At 39.7% G+C, this 24619-nt stretch carries 22 protein-coding genes and 5 tRNA genes; 21 read left to right on the top strand and 6 right to left on the bottom strand.

From position 1 onward, the window contains the following. Positions 1-43: 43 nt before the first annotated feature. Together I6F49_RS00135 and tal are read right to left on the bottom strand one after the other, a co-directional pair. Positions 44-232 (bottom strand): DUF3545 family protein, encoded by a 189-nt coding sequence (locus I6F49_RS00135; protein WP_166421303.1) that lies wholly within the window; start codon positions 230-232, stop codon positions 44-46. A gap of 224 nt (positions 233-456) precedes the next feature. Beyond that, on the bottom strand, positions 457-1407 hold the full coding sequence (gene tal, locus I6F49_RS00130) for a transaldolase (protein WP_007583747.1): 951 nt from the start codon (positions 1405-1407) through the stop codon (positions 457-459). Positions 1408-1632: 225 nt separating this feature from the next. Here tal and yaaA point away from each other — a divergent pair, with 225 nt between their 5' ends. From yaaA to I6F49_RS00115, 3 genes are all read left to right on the top strand, one after another. After that, positions 1633-2412: a peroxide stress protein YaaA gene (gene yaaA, locus I6F49_RS00125; protein WP_197177934.1), complete on the top strand. Its 780-nt coding sequence runs from the start codon at positions 1633-1635 to the stop codon at positions 2410-2412. Between the two features lie 120 nt (positions 2413-2532). Beyond that, the gene (locus tag I6F49_RS00120) at positions 2533-3489 is read left to right on the top strand and encodes a mechanosensitive ion channel family protein (RefSeq protein ID WP_197177933.1); all 957 of its coding nucleotides are present in this window, start codon (positions 2533-2535) and stop codon (positions 3487-3489) included. A gap of 238 nt (positions 3490-3727) precedes the next feature. Beyond that, positions 3728-4411, top strand: coding sequence for a hypothetical protein (locus tag I6F49_RS00115; protein ID WP_024592854.1), 684 nt, complete (start codon positions 3728-3730; stop codon positions 4409-4411). Positions 4412-4504: 93 nt separating this feature from the next. On the opposite strand, the gene I6F49_RS00110 is transcribed toward I6F49_RS00115, so the two are convergent. After that, positions 4505-4825 (bottom strand): BON domain-containing protein, encoded by a 321-nt coding sequence (locus I6F49_RS00110; protein WP_165727216.1) that lies wholly within the window; start codon positions 4823-4825, stop codon positions 4505-4507. A 434-nt stretch (positions 4826-5259) separates the two neighbouring features. Then, a complete protein-coding gene (srmB, locus tag I6F49_RS00105; protein WP_165727217.1) occupies positions 5260-6486 on the bottom strand; it encodes an ATP-dependent RNA helicase SrmB in 1227 nt (408 codons plus the stop codon). Positions 6487-6561: 75 nt separating this feature from the next. On the opposite strand from srmB, the gene I6F49_RS00100 reads away from it, so the two are divergent. The 3 genes from I6F49_RS00100 (at position 6562) to I6F49_RS00090 (ending at position 8448) form a co-directional block, all read left to right on the top strand. Then, entirely contained in the window at positions 6562-7260 is a 699-nt protein-coding gene (locus I6F49_RS00100) for a tRNA1(Val) (adenine(37)-N6)-methyltransferase (protein ID WP_197177932.1), read from the top strand. Positions 7261-7379: 119 nt separating this feature from the next. Then, positions 7380-7826 (top strand): DUF2147 domain-containing protein, encoded by a 447-nt coding sequence (locus I6F49_RS00095; protein WP_197177931.1) that lies wholly within the window; start codon positions 7380-7382, stop codon positions 7824-7826. A 154-nt stretch (positions 7827-7980) separates the two neighbouring features. Continuing rightward, complete coding sequence (locus I6F49_RS00090) at positions 7981-8448, top strand: YHS domain-containing (seleno)protein (RefSeq protein WP_197177930.1); 468 nt, start codon at positions 7981-7983, stop codon at positions 8446-8448. A 90-nt stretch (positions 8449-8538) separates the two neighbouring features. Here the strand turns inward: I6F49_RS00090 and fldB are convergent, their stop codons facing one another. Next, complete coding sequence (fldB, locus tag I6F49_RS00085; protein ID WP_007583764.1) at positions 8539-9060, bottom strand: flavodoxin FldB; 522 nt, start codon at positions 9058-9060, stop codon at positions 8539-8541. Between the two features lie 94 nt (positions 9061-9154). On the opposite strand from fldB, the gene xerD reads away from it, so the two are divergent. The 15 genes from xerD (at position 9155) to I6F49_RS00010 (ending at position 24079) form a co-directional block, all read left to right on the top strand. Next, the gene (gene xerD, locus I6F49_RS00080; protein WP_197175915.1) at positions 9155-10081 is read left to right on the top strand and encodes a site-specific tyrosine recombinase XerD; all 927 of its coding nucleotides are present in this window, start codon (positions 9155-9157) and stop codon (positions 10079-10081) included. A 63-nt stretch (positions 10082-10144) separates the two neighbouring features. Continuing rightward, positions 10145-10873, top strand: a complete 729-nt coding sequence (dsbC, locus tag I6F49_RS00075) for a bifunctional protein-disulfide isomerase/oxidoreductase DsbC (protein ID WP_024596174.1) — start codon at positions 10145-10147, stop codon at positions 10871-10873. Positions 10874-10953: 80 nt separating this feature from the next. Next, positions 10954-12675 carry a single-stranded-DNA-specific exonuclease RecJ gene (gene recJ, locus I6F49_RS00070; protein ID WP_197119781.1) on the top strand — a complete coding sequence of 574 codons (1722 nt, stop codon included), beginning with the start codon at positions 10954-10956 and terminating at the stop codon, positions 12673-12675. Positions 12676-12818: 143 nt separating this feature from the next. Beyond that, positions 12819-13917, top strand: a protein-coding gene (gene prfB / locus I6F49_RS00065; protein WP_139016071.1) for a peptide chain release factor 2 whose coding sequence is annotated in 2 segments (ribosomal slippage) — positions 12819-12893 and positions 12895-13917 — 1098 coding nt in all. Because the reading frame shifts where the segments join, the coding sequence is not laid out codon by codon here. Between the two features lie 26 nt (positions 13918-13943). Continuing rightward, entirely contained in the window at positions 13944-15479 is a 1536-nt protein-coding gene (lysS, locus tag I6F49_RS00060) for a lysine--tRNA ligase (protein ID WP_165727225.1), read from the top strand. A 330-nt stretch (positions 15480-15809) separates the two neighbouring features. Further along, entirely contained in the window at positions 15810-15992 is a 183-nt protein-coding gene (locus I6F49_RS00055) for a hypothetical protein (protein ID WP_010553261.1), read from the top strand. A 128-nt stretch (positions 15993-16120) separates the two neighbouring features. Then, positions 16121-16213 (top strand) — tRNA-Ser (locus tag I6F49_RS00050). 38 nt (positions 16214-16251) lie between these two features. Then, positions 16252-16328: transfer RNA gene (locus I6F49_RS00045), tRNA-Arg, on the top strand. A 75-nt stretch (positions 16329-16403) separates the two neighbouring features. Then, positions 16404-16480 (top strand) — tRNA-Arg (locus tag I6F49_RS00040). A 51-nt stretch (positions 16481-16531) separates the two neighbouring features. Beyond that, positions 16532-16608: transfer RNA gene (locus tag I6F49_RS00035), tRNA-Arg, on the top strand. A 115-nt stretch (positions 16609-16723) separates the two neighbouring features. Continuing rightward, positions 16724-16800 (top strand) — tRNA-Arg (locus I6F49_RS00030). 710 nt (positions 16801-17510) lie between these two features. Then, a complete protein-coding gene (locus I6F49_RS00025) occupies positions 17511-18686 on the top strand; it encodes an exo-beta-N-acetylmuramidase NamZ family protein (RefSeq protein WP_197177929.1) in 1176 nt (391 codons plus the stop codon). A gap of 9 nt (positions 18687-18695) precedes the next feature. Then, positions 18696-20354 carry a penicillin binding protein PBP4B gene (pbp4b, locus tag I6F49_RS00020; RefSeq protein WP_197177928.1) on the top strand — a complete coding sequence of 553 codons (1659 nt, stop codon included), beginning with the start codon at positions 18696-18698 and terminating at the stop codon, positions 20352-20354. 191 nt (positions 20355-20545) lie between these two features. Next, on the top strand, positions 20546-21922 hold the full coding sequence (locus I6F49_RS00015; RefSeq protein ID WP_165740614.1) for a Na+/H+ antiporter NhaC family protein: 1377 nt from the start codon (positions 20546-20548) through the stop codon (positions 21920-21922). A gap of 414 nt (positions 21923-22336) precedes the next feature. Next, positions 22337-24079, top strand: coding sequence for a potassium/proton antiporter (locus tag I6F49_RS00010; protein WP_197177927.1), 1743 nt, complete (start codon positions 22337-22339; stop codon positions 24077-24079). Between the two features lie 84 nt (positions 24080-24163). On the opposite strand, the gene I6F49_RS00005 is transcribed toward I6F49_RS00010, so the two are convergent. Continuing rightward, positions 24164-24619, bottom strand: a 456-nt coding sequence (locus tag I6F49_RS00005; RefSeq protein ID WP_197177926.1) for a transposase, incomplete at its 5' end; no start/stop codon positions are given.

The following is a 24619-nucleotide window of genomic DNA, read 5'->3' as shown; positions in this document are numbered from 1 at the left end:
TTCATATAATGAAAGCCTTTTTGTTTAGTTGGGACGTATTGAATTAAAAATTTAGCTCATCAATCGCAATACTGTCTGTAAAAAAATCATATTCCTGTAATTCTTTACGTAAGCGGTGTTTGTCTTTTATTGCTTCTATTTCCCGCCACTTTCTTTTTTTATTTTTCTGAGAGGTTTTCCTTGTTGTATCTGGTCCTTCTAATATCTCTAATATATCGTTTAGGCTATCCATGTACTTCTCCTATTGATTTTATTGACCTCAAGAATACCTATACCACAGGCCTAGCTAAAATAGAATAAAAAAGTGACAGTAATGTTACTGGAATGTGATGAGTTGATGAAGGTTTATACGAAGATTGTATGAAGTGATATCAATATTTATATTAAGGAATAGCGTATTTTATGCATAAAAAAACGCCGCAATAGCGACGCTTTTTAAAGTACGTTTAAAGCAAATTACATTGCTTTAAAACGTGCTTCCAGTTGTTCTTGTGCATCAGCAAAAGAGCGAATACCTTCAGCTAGTTTTTCAGTAGCCATAGCATCTTGGTTATGTAACCAACGGAACTGTGCTTCTGTTAAAGGCTCTGGTTTTGGCTCTTGTGGAACATCGCTTTCTAGCAAGTATTCTTGTGCGCCTTCTAAGTTACCTAAATCTTCTAAAAGATTAGGGCTAATAGTTAGCTTGTCACAACCAGTAAGTGCAATAATTTCGCCTGTATTACGGAAACTTGCACCCATCACAACTGTTTTGTAGTCATGACGTTTGTAAAATTCAAAAATGCTGCGTACAGACTGAACACCTGGATCTTGTAGCGGATCGGTTGGTTTTTCCATGCCGTTAGCAACGTGCCAATCTAAAATACGACCAACAAATGGCGAAATTAAAAATACATTTGCATCGGCACACGCGCGGGCTTGGGCATCGCTAAATAATAAAGTAAGGTTACATTTAGTGCCTTCTTTTTCTAGCTGCTCAGCGGCTTTAATACCTTCCCATGTAGACGCAACTTTAATTAAAATTTTGTCTTTGCTTACGCCTTCTTTTTCGTAAAGGCTAAGTAGAGTATGTGCTTTATCAATTGTAGCTTGCGTATTAAACGAAAGGCGTGCATCTACTTCAGTAGAAATATAACCAGGTACAATAGCGCTAATTTCTTTACCTAGTAATACGGCAAAGTAATCACATGCTAGTTCAAGTTGTTTAGCAGGCTCTTGCTCGGTTTCTTTTGCATAGCTCCAAGCTTTATTTAGATAAGGCTTATAAGCTTCAATCTCGCTCGCTTTTAATAAAAGCGACGGGTTTGTTGTTGCATCTTCTGGTTGATGCTTTTTGATCGCTTCAATATCGCCAGTGTCGGCCACGATAGATGAATGTTGTTTTAGCCTTTGTAGAGCTGAAGTCATTTGCTTTCCTCATTCCAAGCAAGTTAAAAGAATAATCTAAACACTCTTAATATATACAATCCATACTGCAACAGTGTGACAATGCTTGATAGGTCTTATGTCCTGATCAATAAAAAAACGGCAATGCATGGGTTATTAAGAGAGGATTTATTTAAACAAAACGTGCTTTTCGTTTCATTTAATGTTGAAATTGACACTAAATAAATTACAAGTCAATAGCTAACTATGATCACTGTTATTTCACCTGCAAAAAATCTTGATTACGAAACGCCACCCGCAACAGACAAGTTCACTCAGCCTGAATTACTAGAGCACAGCGAAGAGCTCATGAAAGTATGCCGTGAACTAACACCAGCGCAAATTGGCAGTTTAATGAAAATTAGCGATAAGCTCTCAGGGCTTAACGCAGCACGCTTTAGCGAGTGGGCGCAGCCGTTTACAAAAAGCAATGCTAAACAAGCCGTACTTGCCTTTAATGGCGATGTATACGGCGGTTTAGATGCAGGTACCCTTAAAGCGAGTGAGCTTGATTACGCACAAAACCACTTACGTATCCTTTCGGGTTTATATGGCTTACTAAAACCACTTGATTTAATGCAAGCTTACCGCCTTGAAATGGGCACCAAGCTTGAAAACCCACGTGGCAAAAACTTATACGAGTTTTGGGGCAGCGTAATAGCGAATAAACTAAACGACGTGTTAAAAGCGCAAGACGCACAATACCTAGTTAACCTTGCTTCAAACGAATACTTTAAAGCGGTAGATAAAAAAGCATTAAATGCACAAATTATTACCCCACACTTTAAAGACTGTAAAAACGGTCAATACAAAGTAATTAGCTTTTACGCTAAAAAAGCACGCGGCATGATGGCTCGCTACATTATCGAAAATAAAGTAACGCAATTAAGTCAGCTTAAAGAGTTTACTGTGGCGGGTTATTATTTTAGCCCTGAGGCAACAGCAAAAGAGCTTGAGCCCGTATTTATGCGTGACGAACAAAATTAGGTTTATAAGCTTAAATAAAAATTTGAAAGCCGTGCATCGCATGGCTTTTTTGATGTTGGCGTTATATTTGCAATCTCATCTAATATTAATGAGAACACTAATTAAATAGGTGCAAATAAAATGATCAGCATTCCGTCAGTAGGCGAAGCCGAAAAACTAATAGAAGAAAAGCTCGGAGGGTGGTTTGATGTTGTAATAAGCCATATCCCTAATTTTATAGTTGCGATACTGATCGCAATTGTGTTTTCAATATTGGCGCGCTTTGCTGGCAAGCTGATGAAAAACGTATTACGCAGATCCCTCGATTCAAAACAAATTGCCGATTTAATGGCTTCAATATTTAAAGTTATTGTTTTGTGTATCGGTTTATTTATAGCGCTCGATTTTGTTGGCTTAAAAGGCACAGTTACCTCACTACTTGCTGGTGCGGGTATTGTGGGCTTAGCAATTGGTTTTGCGTTTCAAGATATGACCGAAAACTTAATAGCCGGTATTGCCATGGGTGTACGCAAACCATTCAAAACAGGTGACGTAATAGAAACCGATGACGTGTTTGGTTCAATACATTCTATAAACCTGCGAAACACGCTAATAGAGAGCTTTTACGGGCAGTTAATACTAGTACCAAACAAAGTATTATTTAGAAATGTACTAAAAAATTACACCACTTTAGGCGTTAGGCGCATAGAAGTACCTGTTGGTATTTCGTATGGCGATGATATAGAAAAAGCAAAAGACGTTATAGTCGAAAAAATTAATGAATTCGACTTTGTAATACGCAAAGACGAAACCGCGGTATACGCCGAAGGTTTTGGCGACAGCAGCATTAATTTACTGGTGTGGTTTTGGATTAAATACCCAGGTGAGCCTGACTTTATGACGGTACGCCACAAAGGTGTTGTTGCCGTTAAGCAGGCACTCGATGAGGCTGACATTAGCATTCCATTCCCAATTCGCACTTTAGATTTTGGTATTAAAGGCGGCGAAAAACTCGATGCCATGATCAGCGATAAAATAAGACAGCAATCATCAAATAAAGGCAGAGGTGATGATGCTGATTCAAACCAAAGTGAGTAATTTAGTTAAAACTCATTAGGCAAAAGCATTGGGAAATAGTTACTTACCAACATCGCATTTTTACAGAGTAAAAATGCGCTGTTTAATTAGTTCAAGTCACTTTTCTTTATTCATTAATTATTTTCTTCAGCAGATTTTGTAACGTATTTTTTATAAGGTAAGTTTCCCTTTTATCTATTTATTATGCAATTATTGGTTATACAAGGTGTATTTTTTTAGATATTAGGATTACAAACAAATGAAGTTAAAGATTAAATGGTTTACAAAAATAATTTTATTTTCAAGCCTAGTTATTAGCTTTATTTCAGTAGGTAACGAATATAATGCTAAATATGATGTGAGTTATAAATTAAATATAGATAACAATACCGCTGAAATACTTTTTCTCGATAAAAACAAAAACCTTACCTCTACATTAATCTTACCAAATAAAGCGGCATATATTGAAAAAGAGAAGTTACGAGAGTTTTGTAGCTCAGATGATGTTTTATGCCCTAGAAAAAGTTATGAAAGTAACGTTATCACTTGGTCACCTGATAATGAATATTTAGCTGTGTTTGTGGGTAATACAAAAGGGTTTTGGTTTATCCCCAGTAAAGAGATAACAAAAGCCGCATTCAATAAAAATAATGTAGTTAAAGTCGGCGTACATACTCAAAACGATAAAATAAATATTGCTCTATTTCATGGCGCGGCAGGATGGGTTGATAATCATCATTACGTTTTTTCAGCGGGTTTAAGTGGTGACAATTTTGTTTATAAGTTTAACCCAAAAACAAAGGAACTTAAGGGTTTTCCTTTTGAGCTAAATGAAGATTCTACGGTAAGCAGTTTTAAAGAAGTTTTTGTTGAAAGTTTTAATTCACAAAAAAGTAGTTTTAAATTAAGTGATGTTATTCAACAACTAGATAAATTGAAATAACTACAAAAAATAAATATAAAAAAGCGCAGATTGTGTTGGAGTAACAAGCCGCGCTTATGAATTAGTTATACAAATAAGTTTATGTGGTGCGTATTAAATAACGCTAATTTTATTACGAATGATTTTTACGCCATCCATATTTTCTAAAAACTTTTGAGCTAGTGCGCGCTGAAAACCAGTTTGTGCTTCACCGTATAAATCTACTTCACCATTTTTTACCTGCACACGAATATCACTTAACACTAGGTTAGGATTAGTTCGTAGGGTGTTGGTGATAGCTTGTTGTAGGTTAGGTTGAGTGGCTACACTGCTTACTACGGCCATGTTAGTTGCTGCACTTACTTTTGTAGCGCAAGCTAATAAAAATAAACAACAAAATGATACTAAAGCGATAGTTAACTTGAAGCGGTTCATAACTTAATCCTTACATTACGGTGAATAGTGCAGCCACAATATGGAAATTATATCGGGCTAGTTACCTTTGTTATTACAATTTCGATGCCATAATTAATGCACTGAAATATAAGGATATTTTATTAAGTGAGAATTCAGGTGGGCAATAATTACATTTAAATGAGTATGAGTTACATGCTTGGGTTACATATGTAATACCAATTCGCTTAATTAAGTGATTTATTTTGAGGTAAGAAAATCGTGTCGATAACAAGGCAAAAATTTCGTTATTTAGTTGTTCTATATTAGAATTTTTTAACGCAGTTAGCGTCAGATTTAATCCTTAAAATTGATTAAGTATTATTGCGGATTGGTATAATGGTACAAACAGCAGAGCTTGCAAGGCTTGCATTAAAAAGCCGGCAAAAGCCGGCTTAGTATAAAAATGTTTTAGGTTACTTTTTCTTTTTAACCTTGGCCTTTTTCTTGGCTTTCATTTTTACTGGATCTTTACGCTTTTTAGCAGGTGGTTTAGCTTCTTTATGCTGTGGCTCAACACCTCTAATTACACGGCGTTTTAATTTTTGCTCAACGTAGCGCTCTACTTTATATAAAATACCAATGTCGTGTGCTTCAACTAGCGATATTGCTATCCCTTTTTTACCAGCACGGCCAGTACGGCCAATACGGTGTACGTATACGTCGGCAGTGCGCGGCATATCAAAGTTAATAACGTGGCTGATGTCAGATACGTCAATACCACGTGCAGCTACGTCGGTAGCAACTAATATGCTTGTTTTGCCACTGTGGAAGTTTTCCATGGCTTTCATACGTTTGTCTTGTGGCATTTCGCCGCGTAGCCACGCTGCTTTTACATCATTAGTGGTAAGTTCACCAATTAATGTTTCTAAGCGCTCACGAGTTTTAACAAACACAATCGCTTTAGTTACTTCAGGATTTTTTAGCGTATTAACTAACAACTCAAGTTTATGATGGTAGTCGTCGGCTAAATGTACCCATTGGTGAATTTTAGCTTTTTCTTTACGTGATGATTCAGCTTCAAGCAGTGCAGGGTCGTTTAATGTTTTTTCAGCAAACCTTTCTACGCTGTCACCTTCAAGTGTTGCTGAGAATAAAAAACATTGGCGACGATTTTTAGCTTCGTCACAAATACGGCTCATTTCTTTTTTGAAACCCATGTCTAACATGCGATCTGCTTCATCAATAATAAGCATTTCTACGTGTTCAGCATGAAAGTTTTCGGTTTCAAGATATTCCATTAATCGACCTGGTGTAGCGATTAAAATATCGTTATTTTTTTCAAAAATTTCTTTATGCGTGCCGTAGTTAATACCGCCTGTTACTACACCAATTTTTAGGTGTGTGCGTTTAGCTAGCAGTTCACATTGTTCATGAATTTGATAAGCGAGTTCACGAGTCGGGGTCATAACGAGTACGCGCGCAAAACCAGGATCACGACGTGGGAAATCCAGTAAGTACTGAATAGCCGGAATTAAAAATGCCGCTGTTTTACCTGTACCAGTAGGCGCAGATGCTAAAATATCGCGCCCCTGTAGTGCTTCAGGAATAGCTTGTTGTTGAATGCTGGTTGGCGTCTCGTAGCCCATTTTATTAATGGCATCGAGTAGCTTGTTATCAAGATCAAATTCAGAAAATTGCATAGAGTGTCTAAAATAAGGGACAATTACCCTGATTATACGCGCTATGCTGCGCTTGGTGAATGAAAAGGTGAAAAAATGTCTGGTTTTGTATTTAAACAATTTAAAGTTGAACACGACCACTGTGCAATGAAAGTTTCTACCGATGGCATTTTGCTTGGCGCATGGGCTAATTTAAGCAGTGCAAAGTCGTTATTTGATATAGGCACTGGCACCGGCTTATTAGCACTAATGTGTAAGCAGCGCAGTAATGAGCTTAATATAACTGCGGTAGAAATTGACGAAAGCGCCTATACCCAAGCATTACAAAATGTAGCTAATAGCCCGTGGCCAACTATAAATATTAAGCATCAAACTATTCAAAGCTTTAGTAGTGACGTTAAGTTTGATGTGGTTATCTCTAATCCGCCGTATTTTAATCACAGTTTAAAAGGCGATAATGTTGCACGTAATACCGCACGCCATACAGACGGCTTAAGTTTTGAAGAATTAATAAATGCGTTTAAACGTTTAAGCCATCGTGGTTCTCGCTTTAGCTTAATACTCCCAAGCGTTGAAGGCGCGCTATTTATTGAGCTTGCTACTCAAAATAGGCTTTATTTAAATGCTCATTGCCAAGTGAAAGCCACGCCCAATAAAGATATTAGCCGCAGTTTAATGACATTTAGCTACGTAAAAAGCGATATAGAATCATCAATCCTGTGTATTAGAAACTTAGATAATACCTACACAGCTGATTATATAGCCCTGTGCAAAGCATTTTATTTGAAAATGTGAAGCAATAAAGTTGAGTGAACTCTATTGGGTTATTCCTAATTTGAGATGAGCTTTAATAGTGTGTTTATAAATCACCTGATATGATTTAGCCATTAGCCCCTTAATTTAAAGGCAACACAATGAAAAAATTAAATAAAACAGCATTACTTAGCACGTTAGCAGCCACCATTTTTGCAAGCCAAAGCGCGTTTGCTGCCATTTCGCCAGTTGGGCTTTGGAAAACTATTGATGAGGATACAAACCAAGCTAAGTCGTATGTACGTATTACCCAAACTGATGGTGTATTAAGCGGTACCGTTGACAAAATCATTGATCCAACAAAACAAAACGATATATGCAGTAAATGCGATGATGAGTTAAAAGATCAGCCTATTTTAGGCATGACTATTATTAAAGATGTAAAAGCACAGAATGATGGTATCTGGGGAGACGGTGAAATACTCGACCCAACAAATGGTAAAACCTACACTTTGCAACTAACCCCACAAGAGGAAGGTAAAAAGCTCGAAGTACGCGGTTATATTAGCTTTTTTTACCGCAACCAATACTGGGTAAGAGTGGAGTAAGTTTTACTATTTATTTAATGGCTATGCGTTAAATTGTTTGGCGTTAAATAATTAACCGTTAACTGAAATCATTTTTGCGCTTTGCCTTTCTTACTCACTAAGCCAGCTATATTTAATTGGCATTCAATTTTGAGTAAGTAATAAAGGGTAAAATATGATTAAGTACGTAGTTGCTTTAATAATGCTAAGCACACTGTTAATAAGCGGTGGGGCAAATGCAAAGGATGATGCTGTAAATACGGGTTGGTTTAATAACACGGCTATTAAAGGGTACGACAGCGTTGCTTATTTTACGCAAAATAAAGCAGTTAAAGGCAGCGATAAATACACGCTTAGTTATTTAGGTGCCGACTGGCACTTTTCGAGTGAAGAAAACAAAACGACATTTGCAGAAAACCCAAAGCGTTATGCACCGCAATACGGTGGTTGGTGTGCTTATGCAATGGCTGATGAAGGCAATGCTGTAGGTATAGACCCAGAAGCATTTTATATTCACGAAGGTAAGCTTTACTTAAATTACAGCCAAAGCGTACAGCAAAAATGGTTAAGTAATTTACTGCCGTACATTGTTATGGCCGATGGGTACTACCCGCAAACAACAAACGTGATGACGTTTCAGTAAATTTACTTTTATTACTAATTAAAAAGCCCGTAACTAGGTTAGTTACGGGCTTTTTAATTTTTAAATATCGGTATTTACTAACGAGAATAACTAAAGCGTTTCGCCGTATTCAGTCATTACCTGTTCAACCCATGTTGCAATGCGGTCGTCGCTTAGCTCGTATTGACTGTCTTCGTCGAGCGCGAGTCCTACAAACTGTTTACCATCAGGCGTTAATGCTTTTGAAGCTTCAAACTCGTAACTACTGTCGTTTGGCCAAAAACCAAGTTGAGTAAATGTTTGCGTATTTATTTCGTCGTGTAGCATGCCTAGCGCATCTTGAAACCACTGCCCGTAACCTTGCTGGTCGCCCATGCCAAATAAAGCAATGGTTTTACCATTTAGGTTTACGTCGGCTATGTCGTCCCACTTTGACTCCCAGTCTTCTTGTATTTCACCAAAATCCCATGTTGAAATACCAAAGATGATAAAGTCATACTGCTCTGCATTTTTTAGTGGCTCGTCTTTAATATTGTGCAGGGTAACTATATCGGCACCAATAATGTCGCGAATCTTTTCTGCTGCCATTTCGGTGTAGCACGTAGTAGAACCAAAAAATAAACCAATTTGCATCGTATTTATCACTGTGTAATTGCCTGATATGATAGGCTCAAGTTTACCGTAAGGTATTTTTAATTGATACCTTAGCAAAGCATGAGAGCATAATGTGACAACGCTATCTGACGATTCTTTTGAAAATAACAGCAGTATGAGCAGTAATAGCGACTACCTAGAAACCTTTTTAGATAGCCTGTACTTAGAGCAAGGCGTAAGCGAAAACACATTAAGTGCTTATCGCAGTGATTTAGATAAGTTTTGCCTATTTTTAAAAGGGCAAAATTTAATGACGGTAACAGGGCTTGATGTAGAGAGTTACTTAGCGCACCGAGTCGATTTAGGATTAAAACCACGCAGTACGGCACGTAGCATTAGTGCGCTTAAGCGTTTTTATCAGTACTTTGTGCGCGAAAAACTAATTAGCGACACCCCCATGCTAAATATTTCTCAGCCAAAAGCAGGGCAGTCGTTACCTAAAACACTCTCAGAGGCCGAAGTTGAGGCATTATTAAATGCGCCTAATACCGAAGAAGCGATGGGACTGCGCGATAAAGCCATGCTAGAGCTACTTTATGCAACGGGTTTGCGTGTAAGTGAGCTTGTTGGCCTGCGCATGGAGCAAATTAATTTGCGCCAAGCAGTGGTGTTTGTAAAAGGTAAAGGTAATAAAGAGCGCTTAGTTCCACTGGGTGAAGAAGCCATGTATTGGCTTGAGCAATTTTTAAAGGGTGGGCGTGCGCAAATGATAAAACACGCCACCGATTTTGTGTTCCCGTCTAAACGCGGAGTAGGCATGACGCGACAAACCTTTTGGCATAGAATTAAACACTATGCTATTTTGGCAGCAGTTGAGTCTCCATTATCGCCCCATACTATGCGTCATGCTTTTGCTACGCACTTATTAAATCATGGGGCAGATTTACGTGTGGTACAAATGATGTTGGGCCATAGCGATTTATCAACGACGCAAATTTATACCCATGTTGCCAATGAACGGTTAAAGTCGGTACATGCGCAGCATCATCCACGTGCGTAAGTTTGAAATTAAATATCATTAAGCCGGTCAATATATTAAGTATTTTTAGGATAGAGAGAAGTTATGAAAAAATTAATGTTAGCAGGTGCCATGTTGTGCACAAGTATTAGTGCATTTGCAAATGGCGTTGCTGTAACACCAGATGCTAATGATCCTATTATTACTAAATTTGCCGAGCTTGGTGTAACTGTAAAGCAAATTAATCCAAGCCCCGTAGCGGGTTTAAAAGAATTGATCACTAATAAGGGCGTGCTTTACGCAAGTCCAGATGGTCAATATTTAATGCAAGGTACGTTAATTGATTTAAATAATCGTAATAACCTAACAGAGCAAGCATTAAATGGCGTGCGTGTTGAAGGTCTTAAAGAATACGAAGAATCGATGATTGTGTACAAAGCGCCAAACGAAAAACACAGCATTACTGTATTTACCGACATTAGCTGTGGTTACTGTCGTAAATTACACCGCGAGTTAGACGATTTACTTGATGCGGGTATTACCGTTAAGTACTTAGCGTTTCCACGTGGTGGCTTACAAGGTTCAGGTTACGCAGATTTAATGAACGTATGGTGTGCACGCGATCAGCAAGAAGCACTAACAGAAGCTAAATCGGGCACAAGCACTAAAGTAGTTGCAGGCTGTAGCGCACCGGTTGCAGAGCATTACCAATTAGGTCAAAGCTTTGGTATTAGCGGCACACCCGCTATTATTTTAGAAGATGGTACGATGATCCCTGGTTACCAGCCAGCAGCAGCACTAAAAGCAGCATTAGAAGCGAACAAAGCGTCGTAATTAAACGCGTAGCATTATTAAAAAGGCCTTAATGGCCTTTTTTTGTCTTTTTAATACGACTCAATAAGTTAAAACTCTGCATGAAAAAACTAATCATTGCGCGTGAAAACGTTGACGACTCGCATCTCCCGAGTAATTTACACCCTGTAATTAAACAAATTTATGCTAACCGTAATGTATTCAATGCCGAAGAGCTAAATAACAGCGTAGCGACGCTTCACGACTTTAAACTGTTTAAAGACATCGACAAAGCCAGTGACTTATTAATTGAAGCATTAAAAGCACAAAGCCATATTTTAATAGTTGGCGACTTTGATGCCGATGGCGCAACAAGCACTGCAACATTAATGCAAGGCCTTGAGATGTTTGGCTTTAAGCATTTAGATTACTTAATTCCTGACAGGTTTAGCTTAGGTTATGGCTTAAGCCCCGCGCTTGCAGAGCAAATAGTACAAATAAAACCTGATTTAGTGATCACCGTAGATAACGGCATATCGTGTATTGCCGGTATTGATATTTTAAAAGCGGTTGGCATAAAAGTGCTGGTTACAGATCACCACTTACAAGGTGAACAGCTGCCAAATGCCGACGCAATAGTAAATCCAAATAGGCACGAATGTAATTTCCCGTCTAAATCGATTGCAGGCGTTGGCGTTGCTTTTTACTTACTAATAGCACTGAGAAGCGTAATGCGAGACTTAGGTTATTTTGAGCAGCAACCGCCACCTAATCTAGCTAATTTACTCGATATTGTAGCGCTTGGTACGGTTGCTGATGTAGTGGCGCTTGATGCAAATAACCGCACTTTGGTACACCAAGGTTTAGCACGTATTCGCAGTGGCAAAACACGCCCTGGTATTACCGCGCTAATTGAAGTGGCTAATCGCAATGCTGCCCGCTTAAGTGCTAGCGACTTTGGTTTTTCGCTTGCGCCGCGTTTAAATGCAGCTGGGCGATTAGACGATATGAGTTTGGGTATAGCGTGCTTACTCAGTACCGATATAAATCAAGCTCGCAGCATAGCGGGCGAACTCGATAGCTTAAACTTTGCAAGGCGCGAAATAGAGCAGGGCATGCAAGCAGAAGCGCAAGCTGTACTCGATAGACTCGCATTTAGCGACGATAACATTCCTGATGCCATTTGTTTGTTTCAAGATGATTGGCACCAAGGCGTTATTGGTATTTTGGCTGGCCGCCTAAAAGAAAAATACCATCGCCCAACTGTTATATTTGCTGGTGGCGAAAATGGTGAAATAAAAGGCTCGTGCCGCTCTATTGAAGGGCTACACATGCGCGATTTACTCGAAGGGCTTAATACTGCCGATCCGCACTTAATTAATAAATTTGGTGGCCATGCAATGGCTGCTGGTTTAAGTATTAACGAGCAGCACTTTAACGACTTTAAAATAGCGTTTGATGCCGCAGTGAGCGCGCAGCTCAGTGAAGAAAGTAAGCGCTGCATTGTGTTTACCGACGGCGAGCTGCCAAACGACTGCTTTACCATGGAATTTGCCCAGCTATTAAAGCAATCGGGCCCGTGGGGTCAGCAATTTCCTGAGCCGGTGTTTGAGCATACCTTTGAAATAATACAGCAGCGCATAGTTGGCGAAAAGCATTTAAAGCTCGTGTTAAAGCATCAATCTGGTCGATTAGTTGACGCCATTGCCTTTGGTATTGACGTAAAAGAATGGCCCGACACCGAGGCTAAGTTTGTAAAAGTAGCGTACCAGCTCGATATAAATGAGTTTAGAGGTAAATTTACGCTGCAATTAATAGTTAGAGAGCTTGAAAAAGTGCACTAAAAAATATGTAATATCATGCATAAAATGCTAATAAAGCGCGCGGTTTTTTGTTAAAATCGGGCGTTTTTATCATTTGACGATAATTTATTGCGAAAATCCCATTTTAAGGGGCGCAATTACCTAGCCATTTTGGAGTGATGTACATGTTTGAAGTGAATCCTGTGATTAATCAAATCAAGGAAATTCGCGAACGTACTGAATTGCTTCGGGGGTACCTTTGACTACGCTCTTAAACAAGAACGCCTAGAAGAAGTTAACGCCGAACTTGAAGATTCAGCCGTATGGAATGAGCCTGAACGCGCACAAGCGCTTGGCCGTGAAAAATCAGCATTAGAAGCAGTTGTTGAAACAATCGACAACCTTGTAGCCGGTACAGACGATGTTGAAGGCTTACTTGAGCTTGCAGTTGAAGCTGAAGACGAAGACACCTTTGTTGAAGCGCAAACTGAACTTGCTGATTTAAACGGACAGCTAGAAGGTTTAGAGTTTCGTCGTATGTTTAGCGGTCCTCACGACTCAAACGATGCTTACCTTGATTTACAATCTGGCTCTGGCGGTACTGAAGCTCAAGACTGGTGTAATATTTTACTACGTATGTATTTACGCTGGGGCGAAGCTAAAGGCTTTAAAGTTGAGCTAGTTGAAGCGACCGACGGTGATGTTGCTGGTATTAAAGGCGCAACAGTTCGCTTTGTTGGCGAATATGCTTACGGTTGGTTACGTACCGAAACGGGCGTGCATCGCTTAGTGCGTAAAAGCCCGTTTGATTCAAGTGGTCGTCGTCATACCTCATTTGCTTCTGCGTTTGTATATCCAGAAGTTGACGATAATATTGAAATTGATATGAATCCGTCAGACTTACGTATAGACGTTTACCGTGCATCAGGCGCGGGTGGTCAGCACGTTAACACCACCGAATCGGCGGTTCGTATTACTCACGTACCAACAAATACCGTAGTGCAGTGTCAAAACGAGCGTTCGCAGCATAAAAATAAAGCCCAAGCGATGAAGCAGTTAAAAGCTAAATTATTTGAGCTTGAGCTACAACAGCAAAATGCTGAAAAACAAACGCAAGAAGACGCTAAATCTGATATTGGTTGGGGTAGTCAAATTCGTTCATACGTACTTGATGACGCACGTATTAAAGATTTACGCACAGGCGTTGAAAACCGCAATACCCAATCGGTACTTGACGGTAACTTAGATAAATTTATTGAAGCCAGCCTTAAATCTGGCCTATAACCACCAAGCTAATAAAGAGCTAAAAAATGACTGATAAAATCCAAGACGAAAACAAGTTAATCGCTGAGCGTCGCGGCAAGTTAGACGCTATACGCGAAAATTGCCCAGCCAACGGTCATCCAAACCAATTCCGTCGTGAGCATTACACGGCTGATTTGCAAGCCCAGTTTGGTGATAAGAGCAAAGAAGAATTAGTAGAGATGCAAGAAGTTGTGTCTATCGCTGGCCGTATTTTAGCAAAGCGTGGACCGTTTTTTGTAATTCAAGACATGAAAGGTCGCGTACAAGCGTATGCATCTAAAGATGTTCAAAAAGACCTTAAAGAAAAGTATGGTCAACTAGACACTGGCGATATTATTGGTGTTAAAGGCGCACTAAATAAATCGGGTAAAGGCGATTTATACGTAGAAATGACTGAGTATCAATTATTAACTAAGTCACTTCGTCCGTTACCTGAAAAATTCCATGGCTTATCAGATCAAGAAACAAAGTACCGCCAACGCTATGTTGATTTAATTACTAACGAAGCAACGCGCGAAACATTCCGTATTCGCTCGCAAGTAGTTGAAGGCATTCGTCGCTTTTTAGCAGACCGTGACTTTATGGAAGTAGAAACACCTATGCTACAGGTTATACCTGGCGGTGCATCTGCGCGTCCGTTTGTAACTCACCATAACGCGCTTGATATCGACATGTACTTACGTATAGCGCCTGAGCTTTACTTAAAGCGCTTAGTGGTAGGTGGTTTTGATCGTGTATTCGAAATTAACCGTAACTTCCGTAACGAAGGGTTATCTACGCGTCACAATCCAGAATTCACAATGATTGAGTTTTACCAAGCATACGCTGATTACATCGACCTGATGAACATCACCGAAGACATGCTACGTACAGTTGCAGAAAACGTACTTGGTAGTGCAGTTGTAGTTAATACAACTAAAGACGAAAACGGCGAAGTGATTGACTCAGTAGAGTACGACTTTGGCCAACCGTTTACACGTTTAAGCATGGCGGACGCTATCTTAAAATATAACCCTGAGTTTGATGCTGCGGTATTTAATGACCCAGAAAACCACTTTGACGAATTAAAAGCGTACGCTAAACAAGTGCACGTTAAAATTCCTGAAAACTGCGTTTGGGGCCCTGGTAAGTTCTTGTGTGAAATATTTGAAGAAACAGCAGAGCACATGCTTATTCAACCTACGTTTATTACTGGCTACCCGTGGGAAGTATCGCCACTTGCACGCCGTAACGACGACAATGCATTTGTTACAGACCGTTTTGAATTTTTTGTTGGCGGTCGTGAACTTGCAAATGGTTTCTCTGAGCTTAACGATGCACAAGACCAAGCTGAGCGCTTTACTCGCCAAGTTGAAGAGAAAGACGCAGGCGATGATGAAGCAATGCATTACGATGAAGACTACATACGCGCACTTGAGTACGGCTTACCGCCAACTGCAGGTGAAGGTATTGGTATTGACCGTTTAGTAATGTTGTTTACTGACTCATCAACAATTAAAGACGTGATTTTGTTCCCGCATATGCGTCCGCAAGCTGACTAAGCTTTAGGTAGAACAAAGTAAGTTAATAAACGCCGCTTAATAGCGGCGTTTTTTTGTTTTTTAAATCGGCTTTTGTTATTTTAGTTAATAAGTACTACACTAAAAATTAAATGTAGTTATTAGTGCTGGTTAATGTGCAATCAGCTTCGCTAATTTATTGCTATTGGCAGTTTTAATATTAAAACTAACAGTGCTATAACTTTTTAGTATGATTGTTTTTTAAACATATGTTGTATTTATGTAAAAGTTTTAGCTAGAATACGCACGAAATTTACACTGCTTGGTATTTAGCAGTTAAATATAGATTCTTAAAGGACTTAGAATAATAGTATGAAAGACAAACGAGTAGATGATTTATCAGAAGAATGCACATCAGAGCAAGAAAGAAATGCTTACTATCGTGCTTGTATTGCTGAATTTCAACAATTAGGTTATCAAGAACAGTATTTGGCTCAGTTAACGGATGACTTAGTTCCTGTGCTAGGTGTTAATCCTTCAAATAAAAATACGTAACCCGCTTAAATTTCAAACTAATTACACTTTTAAACCAAGCATATGTGCAATCTATAACCATATAGTCGTTTTTGGTAGAAAAGTGTTTGACATATTTTCTGAAATCTTTATTATACGCCCCACAAGACGGAGAGGTGTCCGAGTGGCCGAAGGAGCTCCCCTGCTAAGGGAGTATAGAGTTTGTAGCTCTATCGAGGGTTCGAATCCCTCCCTCTCCACCATTTCTTTTAATGGCGTGTTTTGTAAAGTTTTAAAGTATGGGTGCATAGCTCAGCTGGATAGAGTACTCGGCTACGAACCGAGCGGTCGGAGGTTCGAATCCTCCTGCGCCCACCATACTTTAATAACTCTGCTTAGAGTCTAAATAAGCAAAAGCTCTACTTATGAGTTAAAATAAGTAAACTATAAAGTGGGTGCATAGCTCAGCTGGATAGAGTACTCGGCTACGAACCGAGCGGTCGGAGGTTCGAATCCTCCTGCGCCCACCACTTTATAGACTCTCACTTAGAGTAAAAACAAGTAATAGTAAAAATGAAAGTGGGTGCATAGCTCAGCTGGATAGAGTACTCGGCTACGAACCGAGCGGTCGGAGGTTCGAATCCTCCTGCGCCCACCACTTTCATGTTTTCATACACTTTTAAGTGTAAGAAAAATAAACCGATGGAAATCGGTTTTTTTATGCCTGAATTTATACGCTCTGCTTAGAGTTTAAATAAGCAATCTATGAAAGTGGGTGCATAGCTCAGCTGGATAGAGTACTCGGCTACGAACCGAGCGGTCGGAGGTTCGAATCCTCCTGCGCCCACCACTTTCATACTAAGCCGACATTAAGTCGGTTTTTTTGTGCCTAAAATAAAGTGAAATGTAGAGTTTAGGAGGATTGAGAACTAAGAAGTCGGAGGTTCACTCTTACAAGATACGTCCTGCGCCCGCCACTTCCATAAACAAGCCGACATTAAGTCGGTTTTTTTGTGCCTAAAATAAAGTGAAATGTAAACTACCACTCCTGTAGCCGCAGAGCTTGCTCGCGTGAGAAGCGACAGCTTCTATTCCCCCCTCAAAAATATAATTTATAAGATTTTATTTGTTGGCAACGCCAGAAATAAGTAATTTATTCACAAAGAGTTTAAGAGGCGCTGCGCTTTTAGAGGTAGTAATAAAGCTAAGCTAAACTAATAAACCCGGGCTTATGCCTTCTCATTTACTTTTCTTTGTGTAATAGATCTTTAAGTGGTTCATTGACCAAGAAATTAAATAACTAGAAGCGTTTAGCTCTAAGAAGGTTAAATACGGTCTTTAAGCTTAAAATGGGAGGTGGTATTTTCAAGTAAAACTAGCTCTAATCTTTAAATCTAAACTCCGAGTTTATTTATCCGTTGTAGACGCTGAGCTTGCTCGCGTGAGAAGCGCCAGCTTCTAATCACTGTATCTACTCAAGCCCACTTAACCCTTTTCTAAAGCTGCTCTTTAATATTACCTATGTTATTTTAAACGCCTTGTTTAAAAGGATATTGCAGTATGTTTAAAACCCTATTTATTACGTTATTTTTTATTTTTAGCGCTATTTGTATTTCCAGCGCACAAGCCAACGAAGCTAATAACTCACTTATGGTAGGTGCGCAGCAATATGCTAAATATTTACCGCAGTTAAAAAATAAAAGCGTAGGGCTGGTAGTTAATCAAACATCAACGGTAGGGCAAACTCACTTAGTCGATGCGCTGCTGACTAAAAATATTAATATAACTAAAATTTTTGCACCTGAGCATGGCTTTCGTGGCGATCATGATGCGGGCGCACATGTAAAAAATGCCGTTGATGGTAAAACTGGTATTCCGCTTATTTCTATTTACGGTAAAAATAAAAAACCAAGCCAAGCTGCTTTAGCCGATGTTGATGTCATTGTTTTTGACATTCAAGATGTAGGCGTGCGTTTTTATACCTACATAAGCTCTATGCACTACATGATGGAAGCCGCTGCAGAGCAGGGGATAGAATTTTTAGTACTCGACAGACCCAATCCAAATATTGCCTACGTTAATGGGCCAATATTAGAGCCAGAATTTAAATCGTTTGTAGGCATGCACCCAATTCCTGTTTTACACGGCATGACCGTTGGCGAACTTGCCAAAATGATCAAAGGCGAGGGCTGGATCAATAAAGCACCCGATTTAAAATTAACTGTGATCCCTGTTGATTATTACACTCGCAAAAGTACTTACAGCTTGCCGGTAAAACCCAGCCCTAATTTACCTAACGATCAGGCCATTGCACTTTACCCATCACTTTGCTTTTTTGAGGCAACGCCTATCAGTATCGGTAGAGGCACCGACTTTGCGTTTCAAGTAATTGGCTATTCGCCAGTTGCATTAGGTGATTTTAATTTTACACCGCGCGCAATTAAAGGCGCTGCTTTAAACCCTAAATTTAAAAACCAAACCGTACAAGGGCTCGATTTAAGACAAGCAAATATCACAGGCCTAAACTTAACTTACTTAATAAATGCGTACACGGAGCTTAGTAAAAGCAACATCTCGTTTTTTGAGCGCGCTGACTTTATGGATAAACTAGCGGGTACTAATAAATTGCGCTTAGCTATTGAAGCAGGGCAATCAGAGGCGCAAATAAAACAAAGTTGGCAGGCGGGGCTTGCGCAATTTAAAGCGCAAAGAGCGCCTTACTTGTTATATAAATAAGGGCTAAGCATGTTTATTGCTTTAAAAAATCAAAGGTGTAGTTATATAAAAAAAGCATTTATAGCGGCGTTAAGCTTTATTGTTGTGGGTTGTAGTACACCACCTGAGCCTATTAGCTCAGTGCTACCACTTACAAAGAGCCAACTTGTAGAGCTGCCTAATGCACAAGTGGTTGTAACGTTTCCTGAGGTAAATCCAAGTAGCCGGTTTTATGTAAATAACCGAGGAACGTTTAAAGCTTACAAAGGGCGCGGGCAATTATTGATACAAAACCATAACGCACAAAGCGCCGATATTTACATTAATAATCAAAAGCTCGACGTTAAACAACTAAGCGCCAACACCTTATACAATTACAGCTTGGCAAAAAATACTCACAACGGCGTTAATACTTTTAAAGTTGAAAATATTCTCCCTATTGGCGCAAGTTTAACGCTGCGTTTTGCATTTCCTACTTTAAGCGACGATCCAATAAAAAGCATAGATTTTAGCGAAGTGGACGCATTAATAAATCGCGATGTAAAAGCGGGTTTTCCTGGGGCTGTGTTGGCTGTTGTTAAAAATGGCGAGCTAATAAAGTTAACTGCTTATGGCGATGCAAAGCAATATCAGCAAAGTGATTTAATGCTGTTACGCCCGGAGCCAATGCAAACTAATACCTTGTTTGATTTAGCCTCAAACACCAAAATATTTGCCACCAACTTTGCACTTATGAAATTAGTAAGCGAAGGGTTATTAAATATTAATAAACCCGTACAAAGCTACCTAAGCGAATATAAAGGCGAAGGGCGCTCACAACGCACAGTAAAAGATTTACTTACACACAGCGCCGGATATCCGCCAGTATTTGACTTTCACCGTAAAGATGGCAGCAATGGCGACGCGTTTTATTCGCTAAATAGTAAAACCACCAAACAGCTATTACTTACCAGCGTGCCTTTTAGCAGTGAATCATCTGGGCAGCCTATTTATTCAGATATTGATTACATGATTTTAGGCGTACTAATTGAGCGTATCACTGGGCAGCCCCTTGACCAATACCTAGAGCAGCACGTGTATGCGCCACTAAAATTAACTAACACGTTATTTAATCCACTTAAAAAAGGCTTTAAGCCGCAGCAATTTGCAGCCACCGAGCTTAGCGGCAACACACGAGACGGGCGTATTAAGTTTGATAATATTCGCACCACTGTTTTACAAGGCCAAGTGCATGACGAGCGCGCTTACTACTCGCTTGATGGCGTAGCAGGGCATGCGGGGCTATTTAGTAACGCTCATGACTTAGCCGTGCTTTGCCAGCTATTATTAAATAATGGCGGCTACGGTGACCAACAATTATTTAGTGCAAGCGCCTTAGCGCAATTTTTAACGCCGCAATCAAGCGACGAAACCTACGGGCTTGGTTTTAGGCTTGCCGGTAACAACCAAGCAAGGCGTTGGCACTTTGGCCCTTATGCAAGTGCGCAGGCTTATGGGCACACCGGTTGGACTGGGACTGTGACCGTAATTGACCCCGCTTACGATTTAGCTATTATTTTACTTACCAATGCTCGCCATAGTGCCATTAAAGGCTCGCAAAAACGTTACGAATTTACAGGCAAACAATTTGAAACCGCACAGTACGGATCGGTAGTGTCGCTTATTTATGAAGCACTACTAAATCAATAAGCTATCGTATAGGTTAAAACGTACTAACTGTGCCACCTTAAGTGATTTATTTACAGGTGACTTGAGTAAGCCAATCCATTAAGCTAAGCGGTCTATAAAACTAAGCCGGTTTATGTTGTTAGGCTTAACAAATAAGCGTTAAAACGCGTACAAAGCGAGGTTTACTCGCTAATAATTAAGGTTAACTTTTTATGCATTGGTATTCTATTTTACCGCCGCTAATTGCGATTGCTATCGTGTTTTGGCGAAAAGAAGTGATTATGGCGCTACTTGTTGCCGTTGCTTCTTCTGAGTTTTTACTCGCCTTGCAGGGCGAAGGTAATAGCTTGTTTGATACTTTTTTAAATACCATTGAACGTATTATTTCGGTTGCCAGCTCGCCAGGTAATACGCGCATATTAATATTTAGTATTTTAATTGGTGCACTGCTTGCCTACATTCGCGAATCTGGCGGCGTGGCAGCAACGGTTAATATGCTAATGAACAAAGGCATTGCAAAAAGTAAGCGCCAAGTGGGCTTTTTAACCATGTTTACCGGCATTGCGGTGTTTATAGAATCTAACCTGAGCGTACTTACCTCGGGTATTTTATCGCGTGGCTTGTTCGATAAATTTAAAATGAGTCGAGCGCGACTAGCGTATATTATTGATAGCACCAGTGCGCCAGTGTGTATTTTAATACTACTTAACGGCTGGGGCGCATTTGTACTTGGTTTGTTAGGTAACTACGAGCTAGGTGAGTCGGCCGTATCGGTATTATGGGGCAGCGTAGGGTATAACTTTTACGCCATAATTACCCTTGTTATTGTTTTTTACACCATCGCGTTTGATAAAGTGCACGGCCCAATGAAAGAAGCCGAAGAAAAACTAGAGCTTCAAACAACCGACTTAAAAGATGAAATAAAAGCCTCTAAAGCGCGTTACATGTTAATCCCGCTTATTACGCTCATTACCAGCATGGTTGGCTTTATGTATTACACCGGTAATGGTGTGTTGGCAGAGGGCAGTGGCTCTAAGTCAGTATTGTACGCAACGGTTTTAGCCATTGTTGTCGCTTACTTTTTAATGATTGGCTCACGTAAATTTACGCACCATCAATTAGTTGATACCGGTTTTAAAGGTATGGGCGAATTAATGCCGCTAGTCGCCATTGTACTGCTTTCGCTTACACTTGGCGCAAGCTTAAAAGAGTTGGGTACTGGCGTATTTGTAGCGTCACTTGTTGGTGACTACTTACCTATTTACCTAATAGTACCGGTGCTGTTTTTAACTGGCGCGGTAATGTCGTTTACTACAGGTACATCGTGGGGCACGTTTGCTATATTAATCCCAATTGGTGTGCCACTTATTCAAGCGCTAGGTTTACCGCCATCGCTTGTTGTTGGTGCTATTTTGGGTGGTGGTATATTTGGCGATCATTGCTCGCCTATATCCGACACCAGCGCTGTATCGGCTATTGCATCGGGGTGTGACTTACTCACCCACGTTAAAACGCAGCTACCGTATGCCTTATTTGGTGGTGGCCTTACGTTTTTAGCGTACTTAATAACAAGCATTATTGTTTTATAAAATACGATAGTTTAAATAGTTAAAAGCCTGCTTAATTGCAGGCTTTTTTGTTTTCAAAATAAATAAAGCTAATTAATATAGAGCCAAGCAATACCAAACTAAAAGGCTCTATAGTTATTAGAAAAACTATTTAATTATAGACTTAAGTACCCGTATTTATATTTTTTAGGTTATTGTATAGCATGAGCTTTAAGCTTTTGTTAGCTATAAATTCTTACTTTTTAATACCAATTCGCTTAATTAAGTGAGCTATTTTGAGGCTGGAAAAACGTGTTGATAGCTAGGCAAAAAATTCGCTATTCATTTGTTCTAAATGAGATTTTTTTAACGCAGGTAGCGACACGTTTAGCCCCGCAAAATGACTAAGTATTATTGCGGATTGGTATAATTCATATAAGGCTGTAAATCCACACTATGTTTGCAATTGATAATATCATTCTCGTTAGTGCCATTTTAATTTTACTAGGAGTGATCTCGAGCAAGTTATCTGCACGCGTTGGCTTACCTGTACTGGTGCTATTTTTACTTGTAGGCATGCTCGCAGGTGAAGACGGTATTGCAGGTATTTCATTCGACAACGCTGAGGCCGCACATGCTTTGGGTACTCTCGCGCTTGCCATTATTCTATTTGATGGCGGCTTACAAACGCCTACCAGTTCAATTAAACAAGTGTGGAAACCCGCGTCTGCTTTAGCAACCGTCGGGGTATTATTTACCGCTGTAATTACAGGCCTTGTGGCCACATATATTTTAGACCTGCCCATATTACAAGGTGTTTTACTGGGTGCCATTGTTGGCTCTACAGATGCTGCAGCAGTGTTTGCACTTTTACGAAGTGCGGGTATTCACTTAAATAAAAAGCTTAAATCTACGCTTGAAATAGAAAGTGCCTCGAACGATCCAATGGCTATTTTTCTAACGGTTGGTTTGCTCGAAATGCTCGTTAACGACATGCCAATAGGGCTGGATTTACTACAGTTATTTGCTCAACAAATGGGTGTTGGCGCTATTTGTGGTCTTTTAATTGGTAAGGTATCGGTTTGGTTTATTAATCGAATTAAACTAAATGCATCGGGTTTGTATTTAGTGATGGTAACCGCATTTGGACTGCTTTCTTTTGGCCTTTCTGCAACGCTCGGCGGCAGTGGATTCTTAGCTGTATTTATAACGGGTGTTATTTTAGGTAACAGCAAATTTGTATATAAACGCGGTATTTTTCTTTTTCATGACGGCTTAGCATGGCTTGGGCAAATAACCATGTTTGTTGTATTAGGACTCCTTATTAACCCGTCATCGTTGGTTGATGTATGGCTAGAAGGATTGCTTATTGCACTGGCGCTCATTTTTGTTGCACGCCCATTAGCGGTAGCGCCTATTTTAAAACTGTTTGGCTTTAATAATCGCGAAACCCTGTTTGTATCTTGGGTTGGCCTTAGAGGCTCAGTACCCATTATTTTAGCTATATTCCCATTATTATTTGGCCTTTCAGGGGCTGAACTTATTTTTAATGTGGTTTTTTTCGTGGTGTTAATTTCAGCCACGTTACAGGGCTCAACAATGCCTTGGATGGCTAAAAAACTAAATTTAGTAGAGCCGCCACCTGATCTTGCCGCTGCAACACTCGAAATCACAGCACTAAACGATATTGATATAGAAATTGTAGAATACACTTTAAGTGATGTTTCTCGGGTTTCTGGGCGCAGTTTGTCACATGCTGCACTCCCGGAGAGTGTGGTTGTTGCTATGATCACTCGGGGTCCGTCAATCATACCGCCACGAGGCTCAACTAAGTTAAAACCAAACGATCACTTATTTGTTGTTTTAAAACCAGATAATAGGCCTTTTGTTGATTTAGTTTTTACAGCAACCGATAAAACAAACCATCAAGATAGCCACCTAGCGCATAACGAACTTAAAGTGAAAGGGGTAACGTTGGTAGGTGATATATTTTACTCTTACCACATGCATATAGACGCCCCAGAAGAGATAAGCTTAGAAGAAGTGATCAACCAAAAGCTTTCAGGAGAAGTCAGTAAAGGCGATATTGTTGTTATTGGTAATGTGCAAATACGCGTTATAACCATGGTACACACACGCATAGTCACCATTGGTCTAAAGTATTTAAACAATCCAGAAAAGCGACTTTTAAAGCAGTAATCATTAACAATGATTTATTAAGTGGTGACAGCTCGTTTATAGCGGACGTAGATACCATCTCTTCTAACCAGCCTCAAGCTTTCTTTAAATAGCTTGAGGCTGGTATTCAGTTTGATTCTTCACAACACCAAAACAGATATGTGTCAGCTTTCTCATTGCAGCACCAATTGCCTGCATTTTTGTTTTACCTTGCCCCACTAATCGCGTATTTTGGGCTTTTATATCTGGATTATGTTGTAGAGCGACTACAGCAGCCATATATAATTTAGCCCTTATATACCCAGGCCCTTCTTTGCTTAAGGTTGTTTTTCCAGCCCGTTTGCCTGACTCATTAAGCTTAGGTATTAAGCCTAAGTAACAAGCTAATTGCTTGGCATTTTTAAACTGTTTACATGCCAGCAAGGACACCATCATACGTGATATTACCTCTCCAACACCTTTGATACTTTGAAGCAATTTGCGGTTCTTTTTTAATTGCGGGTGTCTATCAATATGCTCATCAATGTCATTTTTTAGCTTGCCTATCTCAGTTTTTAGTAC

It is taken from the genome of Pseudoalteromonas sp. SWN166, assembly GCF_015864485.1.
Lineage (GTDB): Bacteria > Pseudomonadota > Gammaproteobacteria > Enterobacterales > Alteromonadaceae > Pseudoalteromonas.
The sequence above is the reverse complement of the archived record's forward strand: the minus strand, read 5'-3'. Positions and strand labels throughout refer to the sequence as shown.

Bases quoted from the DNA above. Each gene is read 5' to 3' on its own strand.
- dsbC (WP_024596174.1), top strand. From the start codon at position 10,145: ATGAAAAAATTAATGTTAGCAGGTGCCATGTTGTGCACAAGTATTAGT.
- yaaA (WP_197177934.1), top strand. From the start codon at position 1,633: ATGATCACTGTTATTTCACCTGCAAAAAATCTTGATTACGAAACGCCA.
- I6F49_RS00015 (WP_165740614.1), top strand. From the start codon at position 20,546: ATGCATTGGTATTCTATTTTACCGCCGCTAATTGCGATTGCTATCGTG.
- lysS (WP_165727225.1), top strand. From the start codon at position 13,944: ATGACTGATAAAATCCAAGACGAAAACAAGTTAATCGCTGAGCGTCGC.
- recJ (WP_197119781.1), top strand. From the start codon at position 10,954: ATGAAAAAACTAATCATTGCGCGTGAAAACGTTGACGACTCGCATCTC.
- I6F49_RS00055 (WP_010553261.1), top strand. From the start codon at position 15,810: ATGAAAGACAAACGAGTAGATGATTTATCAGAAGAATGCACATCAGAG.
- tal (WP_007583747.1), bottom strand. From the start codon at position 1,407: ATGACTTCAGCTCTACAAAGGCTAAAACAACATTCATCTATCGTGGCC.
- pbp4b (WP_197177928.1), top strand. From the start codon at position 18,696: ATGTTTATTGCTTTAAAAAATCAAAGGTGTAGTTATATAAAAAAAGCA.
- I6F49_RS00010 (WP_197177927.1), top strand. From the start codon at position 22,337: ATGTTTGCAATTGATAATATCATTCTCGTTAGTGCCATTTTAATTTTA.
- I6F49_RS00100 (WP_197177932.1), top strand. From the start codon at position 6,562: ATGTCTGGTTTTGTATTTAAACAATTTAAAGTTGAACACGACCACTGT.
- I6F49_RS00025 (WP_197177929.1), top strand. From the start codon at position 17,511: ATGTTTAAAACCCTATTTATTACGTTATTTTTTATTTTTAGCGCTATT.
- srmB (WP_165727217.1), bottom strand. From the start codon at position 6,486: ATGCAATTTTCTGAATTTGATCTTGATAACAAGCTACTCGATGCCATT.
- I6F49_RS00115 (WP_024592854.1), top strand. From the start codon at position 3,728: ATGAAGTTAAAGATTAAATGGTTTACAAAAATAATTTTATTTTCAAGC.
- fldB (WP_007583764.1), bottom strand. From the start codon at position 9,060: ATGCAAATTGGTTTATTTTTTGGTTCTACTACGTGCTACACCGAAATG.
- I6F49_RS00120 (WP_197177933.1), top strand. From the start codon at position 2,533: ATGATCAGCATTCCGTCAGTAGGCGAAGCCGAAAAACTAATAGAAGAA.
- I6F49_RS00095 (WP_197177931.1), top strand. From the start codon at position 7,380: ATGAAAAAATTAAATAAAACAGCATTACTTAGCACGTTAGCAGCCACC.
- I6F49_RS00135 (WP_166421303.1), bottom strand. From the start codon at position 232: ATGGATAGCCTAAACGATATATTAGAGATATTAGAAGGACCAGATACA.
- I6F49_RS00110 (WP_165727216.1), bottom strand. From the start codon at position 4,825: ATGAACCGCTTCAAGTTAACTATCGCTTTAGTATCATTTTGTTGTTTA.
- I6F49_RS00090 (WP_197177930.1), top strand. From the start codon at position 7,981: ATGATTAAGTACGTAGTTGCTTTAATAATGCTAAGCACACTGTTAATA.